Origin of the sequence: Nonomuraea sp. 10N515B (assembly GCF_052245915.1) — a bacterium.
Classification (GTDB): domain Bacteria; phylum Actinomycetota; class Actinomycetes; order Streptosporangiales; family Streptosporangiaceae; genus Nonomuraea.
Window position 1 is genome coordinate 1 of the sequence record NZ_JBQQBQ010000122.1, and the last position, 13279, is coordinate 13279.

Sequence of the window (13279 nt, forward strand, 5' to 3'; positions counted from 1 at the left end):
GGTCCAGTACCTCATCGCCGAGCAACTCCCGCAGCGGAACCTCCGCCGCTTCGGACGGGGGGTTTTCCCCGCCATGATGAGAGGCGGCGGCCACTCCGAGCCGACGGTTGCCCTCCTGAGCCGATCCGCGCGTGGTGGCCAGAGCGGCGGTTCCCTGTGTGGTAGACATGATCACATTCCCCCGAATGTTGTGTGGTTGATCTTTACTTTCGATCATCTACCCAGAGTGATCGTTTCCACGCTTAGAGTGATACCCCCGGCCGGGCTATGCCTCGGCTCGTTTGGTGACGTGATTTGGGGATTGCTATTCGTCGTGGTGCGTGGAGAGGAGGGTTGGTCAGCCGTCTGGAGGGTCCCCAGCGGGAGCGACCCTGCAGGCCAGCGCCTCGTGCGGGGTGAGACCGCGGACGAAGGTTGCACAGAACGCGTCGTCATCGAGCCAGTCGTAGCTGCCCATGCGTGGGGATCCTGTTCTCGCGGGACAGATCATGGAGATGATGGCATGCGAGTCCGACGGAAAGTTGACCTTGAGAGGTGGTACCGGGCTCCCTGCTCAGCGACATGCAGGTCCGTAACGTGTGGGTCGTGCGGGAGGTGCTCTGGAGATCTACATCGACAGATACCCGTACGGACTATCAGGCAGGTTCGAGGTGGTCGGCGAGGCGGCGGAGGGTGATCGCGAACCGGCCGCGGAGGCGCAGAAGAACAGGCCGACGCGAGCGCGGCGGGATCATGCGTAACCGCGCGGCCTCGGCTCGCCGCTCAGCCAGGTCCGCGCGGACGAGCTCTTCATACATGTGATGCATGGAAGGCTCCTCAGGGTTCTTCGGGGAATGCGTGGTAGAACATGAAGATCGGGCGGGTATCCGGCGGAGCCTCGCTCGATTCGACACGCGATTTGGTCAGCTCGCGCCACGGCTCCAACACGGCATTGAGCTGGTCGGCGAGCTGCGCGAGCTCATCCTTGGTGAGCCGTAGGTGGCGGCTGCTTCCGAAGGACGCGTTCTGCCAGTCCTCGGGAAGCGTCATGTGAGTGCGTTCGAAGTCGCGCAGCCGCTCGAACTGGTCGATCACCCACTGTGAAGTCCACGCCTGCACCACGGCTCTGGCTTCCGGGGTTTGAAGGTCCACCACTGCCAACCCGCCCATAGCTGACCGCACCCAGCGTTCCCGGCTGTCCCGGGCGAGCTCCGGCACGTCCTCGATCAAGTCATGTTTCTGCATTTGCCGCAGGTGATAGCTCACCTGGCCGGGGTCGGCATTCATCCGTCTCGCGAGCTCACTTACCGTGGCCGGGCCGATCCGGAAGAGGAGGCTGAAGAGCTTCATCCGAAACCGGCTGGTCAAGACCTTGAGCACGTCCGGGTCATCGATCTGTCGCATGGCCACGACGGTAAGACCAGCAGGTGAAGATGCTCAAGGCGTCTACTGGATCTTGAAATCACGCGTGGGTGGCGTCAAGGCTGGCGGCGTGAAGGGATGATCGTGCCTGCCTCTGCCTCGCGGGACATACGCGCAATGATCTTGGGCGCATTTTCCCTGCTCAGGCCGTGCTTTTCGCAGGCTGATGTACGCCTGAGACGCAAGCGAGCCCGTAGATCATCCGGGGCTCGGTGTGTGCGAGAGGCAACGTCAGGCTGCCAACGCGTCGGCTATCCGGCGGTTCGCGATCTCCTGTTGGCCGTCGATGCACTTGGCATAGACGCGCAGGAGGACGTCAACGCTGTGGCCCGCCCTCTCGGCCACCTCGGGAGCCGAGACGCCCGCGTTGAGCCAGAGCGAGACGGCCGCGTGTCGAAGGTCATACGGGCGCGTGGAAGCTCAAGCCTCCAGGCACGCATGACCGCGCGACTTCTCGTAGACGAAAGAGAGGGCTTCCACGCGGCGGCGTGGCCCTCACTCCGCCCTGTCCGCGTGCTGGAGGGCGTGGGCGGCGAATGCCCGCAGGGCGTCGGCATGCCATGCGTGGCCGTCGGTCTCCCGTTCCTCAAGTGAGACCGGTCGAGCGCTGCGATAGCACGCGAGCGCCTGTTCCACGATCGGGCGATGGCGTTCGGGCAGTTCCTCCAGGGCCCACAGGGCTCCCTCCTCCTTGCTCAGCACGGTTCCCGGGGGGCTTTCGAGCATCGCGATCACGCGGCACGCGTTGAGCACCCCGTAATAGGGGGATTCCAGCAGGCGATCATCCTTGAGCGCCCACGCCAGGTCCTCGAGAACGGCCGCCTTGTAGTCGGACTCCGGCACCGGCGCGAAGACGTCCTGCGGCGGCTCCCCGATCAGGGTCACGCCCCGGCTACGTGTCACGGTGATGTGCGCGGCCAGGTCCGGATCGGCCTGATGCCGGTCGTCGTAGTCCATCTGGCCGAGCAGGATCCGTTCCGTCCACGCGGCGGAATAGTGCACCTCGTAGGGGCGCGGATGCTCGTGTGCTCGTGCCTGTCGGCGGGTCAGGATGGACAATTCGAGATCGCCAGTGATCGGCCGCCGGTCGCTTCGCGCGGCCAGGGCGAGGGAGGCGTGTTCCCGTTGCCGGTCGTTGAGCGGCTCCTCGACGACCAGGAGCAGGTCCAGGTCGCTTTTGGCGCGGTAAAAGCAGCCCATCGCCAGGGAACCGTGCAGATAGGCGCCGACCAGTGGGATGCCGACGGCCGCGGGCGTGCTGGTCACATATTCGCGGACATCGGCGTCGCAGTCGTCCCACGACTGGGCGCGGTCGGCCGGATGAAGGAAATCGCTCAGCACTCCAGGGAACCTATGGCGCGGACATCCGGCGTATCAACCCTTTAGTCCACAGGTTCTGCGTTCGCGTCCTGGGTGTTCTGCGCCAGCGGCCCGCCGTGCAATATATGTGCGCGCCCGTACGGTCAGCGACCAAAGGGGATCACGAGGTCTCAAGTGGGAGCTACCCTGGGAGCCACCGGACTGGACGATCACGAACGTTGGCGGACTGCTGCGGACGTTACAGTCTCCAACCACCTGGTCGGCGAACACGTCCCAACGACCTTGAAGATCGTTTGGGGACCTTGTAAACAGTAGGTCAGACCGTTCCCATTCGTGGCCGTCGCGAGCCGCCAGGGTTGCAGTTTGGGTTGCAATACAAGGTCGTTCAGAGCCGTTCAGACTGGACCACGCATAGGCGTTGACCTGCATTGAACGATCTGGAACGCCGTGAACCGGATCTTTTAATCCGCAGGTTCCGGGTTCGAGCCTTGGGCGACCTACCATCGCCGACGCCAGCGCCCTACCGCCGCACTCATACAGCTCTACGGTCGCCAGGCGCTGGTTGTCGTCGTAGGTGGTCGGGGTGATCGACGATCCGCTGCTTCGTCCCTCAGCGTCGGCTCACCGAGTAGCGGTGGCACCAGGTCGTGTGATCAGAGGCACGAGCGCCAACTCAGTAGTGGGCGGCGCACCCGGCTGCCCCCTACCGAGGTAACGGCTGCTGCCCATAGCCTGTCCCCCGAAAGGGATCGTCATCTAGGCGCGTGCGAAAGGGGATAAGCAGTGGGCAGTGCATCGCCGATGGATTACGCCTGGTTCATCGACGAGTATCAAAAGGACAGCGACCTGGTCGGCGTGACGTTCGTGCAGGGCCTGTCTCCTGGGGAAGCGTTGCACCGGATCGGCGCCACTCCCGGTGACATCTCCCGAGAAGTGGGCGTTGCCGCCTACGCGGGAGGCGGAGGAGCGGTCCTGATTGACTACCATTGCCAGCCGCTCCCAGAGGCCCTCTCCCAGGGTACGGAGATGGCAAGGGTCATTACAGGCATCACCATGGACGAGCACTTCGTCTACTCCGTCGACGGGGTGGTGGTCACGGAATTCGAGCCGTTCTTCCCCGGCGATCGGAACGGCAGCGATCCTGACCGCCTGCTGGCCCATATGCGAGAGCTGGACATGCCGCCGGACGGAGAGGTCGACACGCGGACTTCCACCGCGCTCGCCATTGCGCTGGCTACACGGGCCACTGGGGTCACCCTGACACCGACTCACTACGCGGCGGAGCCCATCGTCGGGTCAATCGACTGAAGGTTCCGACCCAGCGACCTGCCGGGTTTCGGTACATGATCGGGACCATCAGGCCGCGAACCGCTACGGCGTGATCGCGTCGGCGGCCTGGGCCGCCGGCTTCAGCAGTCGCCACCCCAGGGGCGCCAGGGCCAGCCACATGCACAGGACCGCGAACGGCATGAGGGCCTGGCGGCCGGGTCCGTCCAGCACTTCATAGCTGATGAACAGGGCCAGGGTGGCCAGGACGAGTATCAGGGTCGTAGCTCTGATTCGCTTCAGGACGGCCAGGTGAATGATCAGGACCAGGAGCCCAAGGTAGACAAGCTGGGTGCCGAATCCATACAGGATCGACTCGGCTCCCGGGATGCTTCGGATCTGCTGGTCCAGGGCCTTCAACTGCGCGCGATTGTCGGTGGCGAAGAGGACGTACAGGTCGACGAGCATCTCTGCGATCGAGGCGGCGACGCTGATCAGTGCCACCGCCAGACTCGCCCTGGCGAGGAGCTGTCCGGCGCCGCGGCTTCGGACTCGGCGATAAAGTTCGACGCAAGCGACGGCCAGCAGCACGAAGCCGATGAGCCACACCGAATGCGCGATCGTCGTCCATGGCTCGACTCCTTCGTTGCCGCCGAGCCTCATTAAGGTCCAGCCGCCGATCTGCGCCACCGGTGCCAGGATGAGTGACCACCCGGCGAGGGTTTGCCAGGTCGTCGTCGCCGCCTGGGTCGAGCCGGATGGGCTGCGGCGCAACAGTTCACGTCCTACCGGCAGGAAGGCCAGCCACAGGATCAGCGCCGATCCGGCCTGGGCCAGCCGCAACGGGATCTCCACCAGCAGCTCGGCGCCGTTGACCAGAACCGCCACCGTCACCAGGATCGCGAACAGTGCGGTGGCCCTGCCCTGCGTCGCGAGGTGTATCGCCTGCACGATCAGCGCCAGGAACAGCAGCACCGGCCCGACGTCGTAGATGGCCACCTGCACCCCGGGCAGGTCGTGGATCTGGCCGCTCAGGGCCCGCATGTCGGTGCGGTTGTCGGTGGAGAAGCCCACCACCAGATCGATCACCATCTGGATGAGCAGGCAGCCCGCGCCGATGACACCGACGATCAGCGAGCCGGTGGCCAGTATTCGCCCTCCCGAGGTGGTGTCCTTGGTGCGTCGATACAGCTCGACGCAGACGATCGCGTACATGACGGTGTTGAGGACCCAGGCGATGTGGGCCAGGGTCCAGCCGGGTTCCTGGCCACCGGTACCGCCCAGGCGCATCAAAGCCCAGCCGGCGAGGACCAACAGTGGAGCGGTGACGAAGGACATCCCGGCGATTCGTTTCCAGTTCATGGTCGCCGACCCTAGTTTTACAGAATTTTTTCTGCAAGTTTTTCTCTGCATGAATCTTTCTGCACAATTATCTCGGCACGGCTAAGCTGGCCACATGTCAACGGAACCGGTCATGCACACCCCGGCGGCGATGAAGGCGCTCGCCAGCCCACTGCGGCGAGAGATCCTCCGCCACCTCGCCAATCACGGCCCGGCCACCTCCACTACGCTGGCCAAAGCCATGGGCCAGAACACCGGGACCACGAGCTACCACCTGCGGATGTTGTCCGACACCGGTTTCGTGACCGAGCTGCGCGACCGCGCCAAAGGGCGGGAACGCTGGTGGGACGTCGTCAAAGCCGACCGGCGGATGCCCGCCCGCGAAGAACTGACCGACGTCGAACAAGACCTCGCCGAGCGACTGGGCGACTCCAAACTGGCCGAGGATCTACGGCTGCTGTCGGCCTTCGCCCACAACCGGGACGAGTCTGCCGACTGGCAGCAGGGCTCCCGCGCCAGCACCTTCATGACCAAGGCACAGCTCAAGGAATTCCACGAGGAGTACCTCAAACTGGTGCACCGCTTCGGCACCGATCGCGACACCGCACCCGCTGACGCCCGGATGGTCCTGCTGCGCTGGATCGGTTTCCCCGACCCCCGCGGCTCCTGATCCCCTCCACCCCGACGTCTTGGTTCGCGGGAGATACCCGGGGTCCAGATCCGCTCCGAGATTGCGAGCATGATCGACTGGTGGCCGCTTCTGGCCGTCCCTCGGCTGGACCGGCGCACGTCCACACCACGCCCGAGGGGTCGTGGGAGCCCCGCAGCTCGCCGGTGAGGAACTCCAGGGCGATGCCGGCGGCGCGCAGCTGCTCGGCCAGGGCGGTCGGTCGGGGCCGGGGCCGAGCCGTTTGTGCTCGTGCACCACGAGGGTGACCGCGACGCCTGCCGATCGGAGCTCGCGGGCCAGGGCGACGGCCTTGTCGAGTTCGGCCGGGTGGTGGCGCGGGTGGAGATCTTCTCGGAGAAGATGCGGGTGACGTCGGCGGCCTGGAGCGCGTCGAGCTGGGTGTCCAAGGACTGCCGGACGATGGAGGCGAGGGCGTACCCGATGCGTACGTGCCCTGCCGGTTCGGTGCTGGCCGCAGCGGCGCAGGGCAGTTCGATCCAGAGCGTGCCCGGCTTGCGCACGGTCGGGGTCGCCACAGTGAGCGTCTTGGCGAGCGCAGGCACGAGCCGGAAGCGGGCGGTGTGGAACTGGACGGCGACCTTGCCCTTGCCAGTCCCGCAGGGCGATCCGGCGGTCCCGTCGAGATCGTCCTATCCTGGTCGCCCCTCAGCGCTGGGTGGAGGTCTGGTTCGCGTCACGCCGGTAGGCGTAGTGGATGAGGCCCTTGTGGAACTTGCCCACCTTGTCGTACAGCGCGCGAGCCGGGGCGTCTTCCAACGTGTTCCAGTAGAGGCCTGGGAAGCCATGCTCCTTGGCGTCCTGCGCCACCCACTCGATCACTGCCGTCGCGATACCTTGCCGCCGGACTTCCGCGTCCACGAACAAGTCCGCCAGATAGCATCTCCCGGCATACCAGACACTGGCGTGGAACAGGTAATGCGCGATGCCAACCATGTTGCCGTCCAGCCGGGCGGCGATCCCGCGTATCTGCTCGTCGTCGAGCAGACGTCGCCAGGTCCGTTCGTAGTCGTCGTCGCTGCGCTCGACCTCGAAGTAGGTGTCTTTGCCACGGGCCAGCAATTCCCAGGAGGCGCGGTCGGATTCGGTCAAGAAGTTGATCTCCATCATGGCGCCCATCCTGCCCTACGGTCACGCCCGAGGCCTTCGCGAGCTCCTTCTGCGTCACCTGACCGGGACGGCGGACGCGCGCTTGGTCCCACAGCCGCGCCAGCTCCGCCAGGACCTGAGAACTCGACCCTTCCGGCCGGAACGCCGCCACGACGCACGGCCTCCTCAGCGCAAAGGACAATCATTCGGATCCGAGACGGGTCGGCCAGGATCCCCGCTCGCTGGAAGCGTAGCCCCGCAGGTCCGGACTCTTCCGGCATGCCTTCGACATGGTCAGCGGGTTGGATGTGATGCGGGCATGACCATCACCGACACCCCGGCGCCCGAGAGGGCCCGTCCTCGCCACGACGCCGCTCTGCCCGTATCCGACGTCTCCGCCGCGCCGGTATGGCCTTCGCCCGTGGCGCCGCCCAGGCCGCTGGCACATGGGGCCTTGCAGAGCCGTAACTTCTCGTCTTCTTTGATGTCGGCCACTCGACCTATCAAGTAATGGACGTAACTCTGCGTAGCTTGCTAGGTCAAGTGCCTAAGTGGGTTGGTCGCGAACTAAGGAAGCTGGTAGAACGCGGCAGGCGAGATGATCGTGAGAGGAGCGCCGATGTACGTGAGGTTCCAGAGCCCCACGCCAAACGGAAGAGGGACTTACCCCGGCGTGTTCGGCCTCGTCAACAGCCTGGCCATGCAAGGGCGACTGTCGGAGGAAGAGGAACGGTTCAGGCGCGAGAACAACGCCTGGTACGAAGCGAATTTCACTAATCCCGCAGACGTGGACCCCACGGTCTACGATCGGCAGCTCAACCCTGGAGCCGCGGCCTGGTTCAAGCCGTCAGCTCGTCATCTCATGGAGAGGGTGCCGGGCTATTTGGCGATCCTCGCTGCTCATGGGGTGGAGTGCCTGCGCCTCGAAGTGGCCGACCCCGGCAAGGTGATCTACGAAGATGGCGATCAGCTCGTCGTAGTTCCCTACGAGATCGGGTAGGCGTCGTCTAGCTCGTGACGATCCGCAGGAAGAAGTACTTCCACCACGGCCAACGGCCGCCCAGAGGCCTCGCGGACCGCGGCGAACACGGCCAGGAGGGGAGCATTCTTAGGCATGGCCAGTTGCTTGGCCTCGTCCGAGGTGGGCAGCGGGCGGTGATCTGCTCCAGGATGTGATCGAAACGGACGCCCTTGCGTGACTGGAGATGTTCGCGCAACCCTTGTTTCAGCGCCTCGCCACTGGTCAGATCGGTCCCTTCGGATACTTCCAACGGCACCCACAGCGACACGAGGTCGGTCGGCTCGCCCTCACGCGCGATCAAGCGCCGACGTCGGCCGCGTACCGGCCGCACAGCTCGGCGGTCAGCTCGCGCGCCGCGGTGTTAGACCCGGCAGGCGTGAGCCATCCTTCCGCCGGTCGGGTTCCATGACCTCCGTCAGCGTGTGACGGCCTGGCCGGAAAGCTGCTGGGCCCTTCACATCGGCCCGGTGATCCCACATTGTGGGGTCTGTATCCGGCTTCGATCAAGGAGGGCGCCGCAGGCCACGCGCTCGGTGGCCATGGGCTCTTCCGGCACGGAAAGGACTCCAGTCCATGGCCCTTGCCAGCGTATTGCTTCCCCTCGCTCTGGCGATCATCATGCTGGGGCTCGGCCTGAGCCTGACGATCGCCGACTTCCGACGTGTGGCCGCGTACCCCAAGGCCGCCGTCGTGGCGCTGACCTGCCAGGTCGTCCTCTTACCCGCCGTGTGCCTCGGCCTCGTCCTCGCTTTTGGCCTGCCACCCGCACTCGCCGTCGGCATGATGCTCCTGGCCGCCTCGCCTGGCGGCACGACCGCTAACCTCTACAGCCACCTGTTCGGCGGCGACGTCGCGCTGAACGTGACGCTCACCGCGATCAACTCGGTGCTGGCCGTCGTGACGCTGCCTCTGGTGACCAACCTGTCCCTGAGCTACTTCGGCGATGCCGGCACGCTGGGCCTCCAGCTCGACAAGACGGTGCAGGTGATCGCACTGGTGCTCGTCCCCGTGGCGGTCGGCATGGCGATGCGTTCGTTCAGGCCTCGGTTCGCGGACCGTATGGAATCCCCCGTGAAGATCGCTTCTGCCGTCATCCTGGTCCTGGTCATCCTCGGCGCGTTGTTGCAGGAGCTGGACAACATCGCAGGCTACATCCGCTCCGTGGGCGCCATCACGGTCCTGTTCAGCGTGATCAGCTTGGCCGTCGGATACTGGGCGCCCCGCCTGGCCGGAGTGGGCCGCCGCCAGGCCATCGCGTCCTGCATGGAGATCGGCATTCACAACGCGACCCTCGCGATCACCGTCGCGCTCAGCCCGGCGCTGCTGAACAACACCCAGATGGCGGTGCCCGCCGCGACGTACGGCGTCCTGATGTTCTTCACCGCGGCCGTCGCCGGTTTCCTTGTCCGAGCTCGCGCTTCCTCCGATGCCGCGTCAGAAGCGAGCACTGCCTGAGTCGGGCTGGGCGCAGGGGAGTCGTCCAGCTCCTGAATGGGCCTGGTCGAGGTCGTCGGTGATGCCGCGTTCGAGCAGTCTGACGTAAAGCTCGTCGGGACCCTGGCCGTATCTGCGTATCTGGTCGGCGCCTCCGTGCTTCTCGGATGATCTTCTCGGAGCGGCCGCGCCGGCCGTAGGCCTCGAGGAACAGGCGCAGCCGCTCTGGCCGGCGTGGTCGCCGAAGCCGTCGGCCTCCGCCGCGCGCCGGGCATACAGGGGCGTAGTTGCTCGTGCGATGGCCGAGGTGGGTCAGCTGGATCATCACCGCTGCCCCTTCGTCGTGGACCTCCGTGGCGAGCCGGTGCAGCAGCGGCTCGGACTCCTCCTTCCACAGCTGGTGGTTGCCGAAGGCGGGCGCGCTGCCTGGCCACGCGGATGGCGTCGGCTTCCTGGCCCGCGCCGCCGCGTCCAGCTGTCTCATTTCCCGCACGCCCGATTTTAGATGGTTTACAACTCTTTGACCGTTTCGTTAGAGTTCGTCACGCCTAATCCACTCAGCGTTTGCGTGGAGCCGGGGACCCACCTTCCCCCCTGGGGCGAATCGGCATCGCCGTAGGGCCACTTCCAGGCCCGAGCCCGTCAGCTAACCCGGTAGGCCGCATGGAAGGACAGCAGTGTCTCGCATTGCCATCTGCCTGGCGGCAGCCATCGCCGGGCTCACTCTGGCCGCTCCGGCCCAGGCCGCCACCGACGACCACACCACCCTGACCGGCCCCCAGGTCAAGCGCATCCAGCAGAAGCGCCAGCCCACTCCCGCCTGGAAGACCGCCCTCGCCTTCGCCATGAAGAAGCGCGGCATCCCGTACGTCTGGGGCGGGACCAGCGACAACGGCTACGACTGCTCCGGGCTCATGCTCAGGGCATACAAGCACGCTGGCATCGAGTTGCCGCGCACCGCGGCGCAACAGTACAACGCGTTCTCCAGGAAGATCTCCTGGGACGAGCTCAAGCCAGGTGACCTGGTCTTCTTCCACGGGCTTGGGCACGTGGGGATGATCTCGAGGCCCGGCTACATGGTGCACGCGCCGCGCACCGGAGACGTGGTCAAGGAGGAACGCCTCTCCGGCTGGCGCAGACAGTCGTTCGTGGGCGCCGTACGGCCAGACCCTAAGGGGGTACGGCTCTCCATCGAGCAGCGCAAGACCCCCGCGCCCTCGATGTTCACCGCCACCATGTGACAACGACGGTGGCCCCCGCGCCTTCCCGTTCTGCAGGTTCCGGCCACTGAGCCTTGTGTGAACTCAACGTGAAGCGGGCCGCAAGGCCGGTCCACTTCTGCACGGTCGTCACGGCACTTTCTCCGTGCTTTCACGACCATGGAAGCACGGAGAAGTGACATCAGGTTGTGGGGGCGCTCGTACAGGGTGATCTGTCGTCCGATGGGGTGACGCGCCCCGATGGTGAGAAGCGCGACGTCGGAGCAGCGGATGCGGATGTTCGCCGGCCACGTACGGGAGTTGTAGCGACGTCTCCATAGAGTGTCCCGAGCGTGAGCGACCCTGCCTGTCCTCGTAGCAGGTTGCAGTTTGGGTTGCTGTTCACCGCCGTACTAGCCCGTTCTTCCTGGACCGCCGGGCCGTGGGTTGAACTGATCGGGACGGCCGAGACCCGAGCTGCTAATGCGGTTTGGGTTGCGTCGTCGGCCTGCTGCGTTTGCGATGGACCGACAGCAACGTGCCTCAGTACTCCAGAACGCCATGGGCGGCCACCACGTCACTTGACGTGTTCGGCCGCACCTCGGTGACGCGCTCGGCCAGCAGCAGCGCAGCGGCGAGCCCGCCCTCAGCCTTGTCGCCGGCCAGCCCGAGCTCGATCCGGTCGGCCAGGTAGTCCTCCGGGATGCCGTCCTCGTCGCCGCCGAACAGCGGATCGAAGGTTAGGATGTTGCGACCGTCGGCGTAATGGTCGAAGGACGCGACCCTGTTCACGTTGACGAAGACACTCGCCGTGACCGTCCCCGCTGACAAGGGCCGCAGCACCTCGGGCAGCGTGCCGGCGAAGCCGTTCGACTCGCTCAGAATGGTCCCGCCCTCGGCCGACCGGGCGCAGATGAGCCCTTCCTCGAAATCGCCTTCCTCGTCATCCCCGTCGAACACGTCAATGCCAAGGCGGGCCAGCGCCTCGCGCGGGGTGAGACCGCGGACGAAGGTTGCACAGAACGCGTCGTCATCGAGCCAGTCGTAGCTGCCCATGGGTGGGGATCCTGTTCTCTCGGGACAGATCATGGAGATGATGGCATGCGAGTCCGACGAGAAGTTGGCTCGACCTTGAGAGGCGGTACCGGGCTCCCTGCTCAGCGACATGCAGGTCCGTAACGTGTGGGTCGTGCGGGAGGTGCTCTGGAGATCTACATCGACAGATACCCGTACGGATTGTCAGGCAGGTTCGAGGTGGTCGGCGAGGGTGATTGAACCTACGCGTCATTGTCGAGGGCGAACACCTCTTCGGACTGCGGATCGTAGACAACCAGACCATGCCGTGCCGCCAAGTCCATGATCTTTTGGAGCGCGGGAGTACTCCGTTCCGAGGAGCTCAGGTGCATGATCACATGGTCGATGCCAACAGACAGAGGCATCGACATCCAAGGGCTCTCTCGCGGGTAAGACGGGTAGTCGGGGAAGTGTGCACGCAACTCCTGGTAGAAGGCGACTATCCGCTCATCAAGTTCGCCTTCTACATGGTGTGCGGAACTACAACGAGCGAACATCTGCCGGGCCGTCTCCGCATCGACGGGTCCGCTCATGCCGAGGACGGCGAGGTCATAGCTCATGCCTGGCTCACTAGATGCCACTCAACGGGATCAACTCCAGCTCAGCACAGGCCCGTTCGTACTCCTCTCGAGTGAACTGACCGCTCGGCCCAGTCCCAGAGGCAATCCGCGCCCCGTTCCAGCACCGACCGGACTCTCTGCCAGAACGGATCGTCCGGATTGTAGGGACCCACAGGCGGAGGAATCTCCTGCAATGGCATACCCGGCACGCTAGTCAGCACCACACGCCACCGCAGCAAAGCGGCGTTTCCGTTGTCGGCCCTACCTCGTCGTGGCGCCAGCGGCATCGTTTGGTCGGCACCGGCCGCTTAGCTCCCCATCGACCTGTCCCCCACGATCCGTAACAATCACTCTGTGCGTCTCCTATTGAGGTCGGCCTTGGCAGGGTCCGCGGTGGCGTTCTCACTGCTGCTCCTCCTCCACTGGCCGACTCGTGATTCGGATTCCGAGCTCAAGCTGGCAATGGCGTTCGCGCTGGCGCCCTTCCCGCTCAGCATGCTCGCCGCGCTACTGGCCCGCCTGCCTGTCTGGCCGGCCGTCGGGCTGGTGGCACCCTTCGCCATGCTGGCGGTCGCCTTCATCCAGCCGGATTCTGACCCCTGGGTGTCCGACGACAAGCTCGCGCTCTACCTCTCCATGGCGGTCCCCGCAGTGACCGGCTTCATGCTCACGGCCCTGCTAGGTGCTCTGTTCTTGGGGAAGACCGCAGGCTCACCAGGAACCGACGCCTAACACCCGTCACCCGCTCCACTCTCATACGAGCAATCGTCAAGACCTGTGGATCAAGTTTCTTAAGCAGCTTTCGACTTACCCCCGATCGTCGGTGATTCCTCGGGCCGCTCGACGAGCTTGCCCTTGACGAACGTGGCCCCGGCGCGGACCAGGG

13 protein-coding genes, 1 pseudogene and 1 riboswitch are annotated in these 13279 nt (G+C 65.2%); of the genes and pseudogenes, 6 read left to right on the forward strand and 8 right to left on the reverse strand.

The window, feature by feature from the left end:
• Positions 1–635: 635 nt before the first annotated feature.
• The 4 genes and pseudogenes from ACTWQA_RS57050 to ACTWQA_RS57065 all read right to left on the reverse strand — a co-directional run bounded on the left by ACTWQA_RS57050 (position 636) and on the right by ACTWQA_RS57065 (position 2742).
• Positions 636–806 (reverse strand): hypothetical protein, encoded by a 171-nt coding sequence (locus ACTWQA_RS57050; protein WP_443167145.1) that lies wholly within the window; start codon positions 804–806, stop codon positions 636–638.
• 10 nt (positions 807–816) lie between these two features.
• Positions 817–1383 carry an ArsR/SmtB family transcription factor gene (locus ACTWQA_RS57055; RefSeq protein WP_443167146.1) on the reverse strand — a complete coding sequence of 189 codons (567 nt, stop codon included), beginning with the start codon at positions 1381–1383 and terminating at the stop codon, positions 817–819.
• Positions 1384–1632: 249 nt separating this feature from the next.
• Positions 1633–1812: pseudogene (locus ACTWQA_RS57060) on the reverse strand (tyrosine-type recombinase/integrase); the annotation flags it as partial.
• Between the two features lie 84 nt (positions 1813–1896).
• Positions 1897–2742, reverse strand: coding sequence for an aminoglycoside adenylyltransferase domain-containing protein (locus ACTWQA_RS57065; protein WP_443167147.1), 846 nt, complete (start codon positions 2740–2742; stop codon positions 1897–1899).
• A 762-nt stretch (positions 2743–3504) separates the two neighbouring features.
• Between ACTWQA_RS57065 and ACTWQA_RS57070 the strand changes: the two genes are divergently transcribed.
• The gene (locus ACTWQA_RS57070; RefSeq protein ID WP_443167148.1) at positions 3505–4029 is read left to right on the forward strand and encodes a DUF6461 domain-containing protein; all 525 of its coding nucleotides are present in this window, start codon (positions 3505–3507) and stop codon (positions 4027–4029) included.
• Between the two features lie 63 nt (positions 4030–4092).
• On the opposite strand, the gene ACTWQA_RS57075 is transcribed toward ACTWQA_RS57070, so the two are convergent.
• Positions 4093–5349: a hypothetical protein gene (locus ACTWQA_RS57075; RefSeq protein ID WP_443167149.1), complete on the reverse strand. Its 1257-nt coding sequence runs from the start codon at positions 5347–5349 to the stop codon at positions 4093–4095.
• 94 nt (positions 5350–5443) lie between these two features.
• On the opposite strand from ACTWQA_RS57075, the gene ACTWQA_RS57080 reads away from it, so the two are divergent.
• Positions 5444–5998 carry an ArsR/SmtB family transcription factor gene (locus tag ACTWQA_RS57080; RefSeq protein WP_443167150.1) on the forward strand — a complete coding sequence of 185 codons (555 nt, stop codon included), beginning with the start codon at positions 5444–5446 and terminating at the stop codon, positions 5996–5998.
• Between the two features lie 666 nt (positions 5999–6664).
• On the opposite strand, the gene ACTWQA_RS57085 is transcribed toward ACTWQA_RS57080, so the two are convergent.
• The gene (locus ACTWQA_RS57085) at positions 6665–7126 is read right to left on the reverse strand and encodes a GNAT family N-acetyltransferase (protein WP_443167151.1); all 462 of its coding nucleotides are present in this window, start codon (positions 7124–7126) and stop codon (positions 6665–6667) included.
• A gap of 598 nt (positions 7127–7724) precedes the next feature.
• Here ACTWQA_RS57085 and ACTWQA_RS57090 point away from each other — a divergent pair.
• From ACTWQA_RS57090 to ACTWQA_RS57100, 3 genes are all read left to right on the forward strand, one after another.
• Entirely contained in the window at positions 7725–8105 is a 381-nt protein-coding gene (locus ACTWQA_RS57090; RefSeq protein ID WP_443167152.1) for a hypothetical protein, read from the forward strand.
• Between the two features lie 594 nt (positions 8106–8699).
• On the forward strand, positions 8700–9581 hold the full coding sequence (locus ACTWQA_RS57095; RefSeq protein ID WP_443167153.1) for a bile acid:sodium symporter family protein: 882 nt from the start codon (positions 8700–8702) through the stop codon (positions 9579–9581).
• 514 nt (positions 9582–10095) lie between these two features.
• Positions 10096–10235, forward strand: a riboswitch (cyclic di-AMP (ydaO/yuaA leader).
• A 2-nt stretch (positions 10236–10237) separates the two neighbouring features.
• Positions 10238–10801, forward strand: a complete 564-nt coding sequence (locus ACTWQA_RS57100) for a C40 family peptidase (RefSeq protein ID WP_443167154.1) — start codon at positions 10238–10240, stop codon at positions 10799–10801.
• 501 nt (positions 10802–11302) lie between these two features.
• Here ACTWQA_RS57100 and ACTWQA_RS57105 read toward each other — a convergent pair.
• Positions 11303–11815: a DUF6461 domain-containing protein gene (locus ACTWQA_RS57105; RefSeq protein ID WP_443167155.1), complete on the reverse strand. Its 513-nt coding sequence runs from the start codon at positions 11813–11815 to the stop codon at positions 11303–11305.
• A gap of 221 nt (positions 11816–12036) precedes the next feature.
• Positions 12037–12393, reverse strand: coding sequence for a hypothetical protein (locus ACTWQA_RS57110; RefSeq protein ID WP_443167156.1), 357 nt, complete (start codon positions 12391–12393; stop codon positions 12037–12039).
• Between the two features lie 378 nt (positions 12394–12771).
• Here ACTWQA_RS57110 and ACTWQA_RS57115 point away from each other — a divergent pair, with 378 nt between their 5' ends.
• Positions 12772–13125 (forward strand): hypothetical protein, encoded by a 354-nt coding sequence (locus ACTWQA_RS57115; protein WP_443167157.1) that lies wholly within the window; start codon positions 12772–12774, stop codon positions 13123–13125.
• The last annotated feature ends 154 nt before the right edge of the window (positions 13126–13279 follow it).

Excerpts from the sequence above, each read along its gene's own strand:
- ACTWQA_RS57110 (WP_443167156.1), bottom strand. The coding sequence starts at position 12,393 with ATGAGCTATGACCTCGCCGTCCTCGGCATGAGCGGACCCGTCGATGCG.
- ACTWQA_RS57050 (WP_443167145.1), bottom strand. The coding sequence starts at position 806 with ATGCATCACATGTATGAAGAGCTCGTCCGCGCGGACCTGGCTGAGCGG.
- ACTWQA_RS57095 (WP_443167153.1), top strand. The coding sequence starts at position 8,700 with ATGGCCCTTGCCAGCGTATTGCTTCCCCTCGCTCTGGCGATCATCATG.
- ACTWQA_RS57080 (WP_443167150.1), top strand. The coding sequence starts at position 5,444 with ATGTCAACGGAACCGGTCATGCACACCCCGGCGGCGATGAAGGCGCTC.
- ACTWQA_RS57090 (WP_443167152.1), top strand. The coding sequence starts at position 7,725 with ATGTACGTGAGGTTCCAGAGCCCCACGCCAAACGGAAGAGGGACTTAC.
- ACTWQA_RS57055 (WP_443167146.1), bottom strand. The coding sequence starts at position 1,383 with ATGCGACAGATCGATGACCCGGACGTGCTCAAGGTCTTGACCAGCCGG.
- ACTWQA_RS57085 (WP_443167151.1), bottom strand. The coding sequence starts at position 7,126 with ATGATGGAGATCAACTTCTTGACCGAATCCGACCGCGCCTCCTGGGAA.
- ACTWQA_RS57105 (WP_443167155.1), bottom strand. The coding sequence starts at position 11,815 with ATGGGCAGCTACGACTGGCTCGATGACGACGCGTTCTGTGCAACCTTC.
- ACTWQA_RS57075 (WP_443167149.1), bottom strand. The coding sequence starts at position 5,349 with ATGAACTGGAAACGAATCGCCGGGATGTCCTTCGTCACCGCTCCACTG.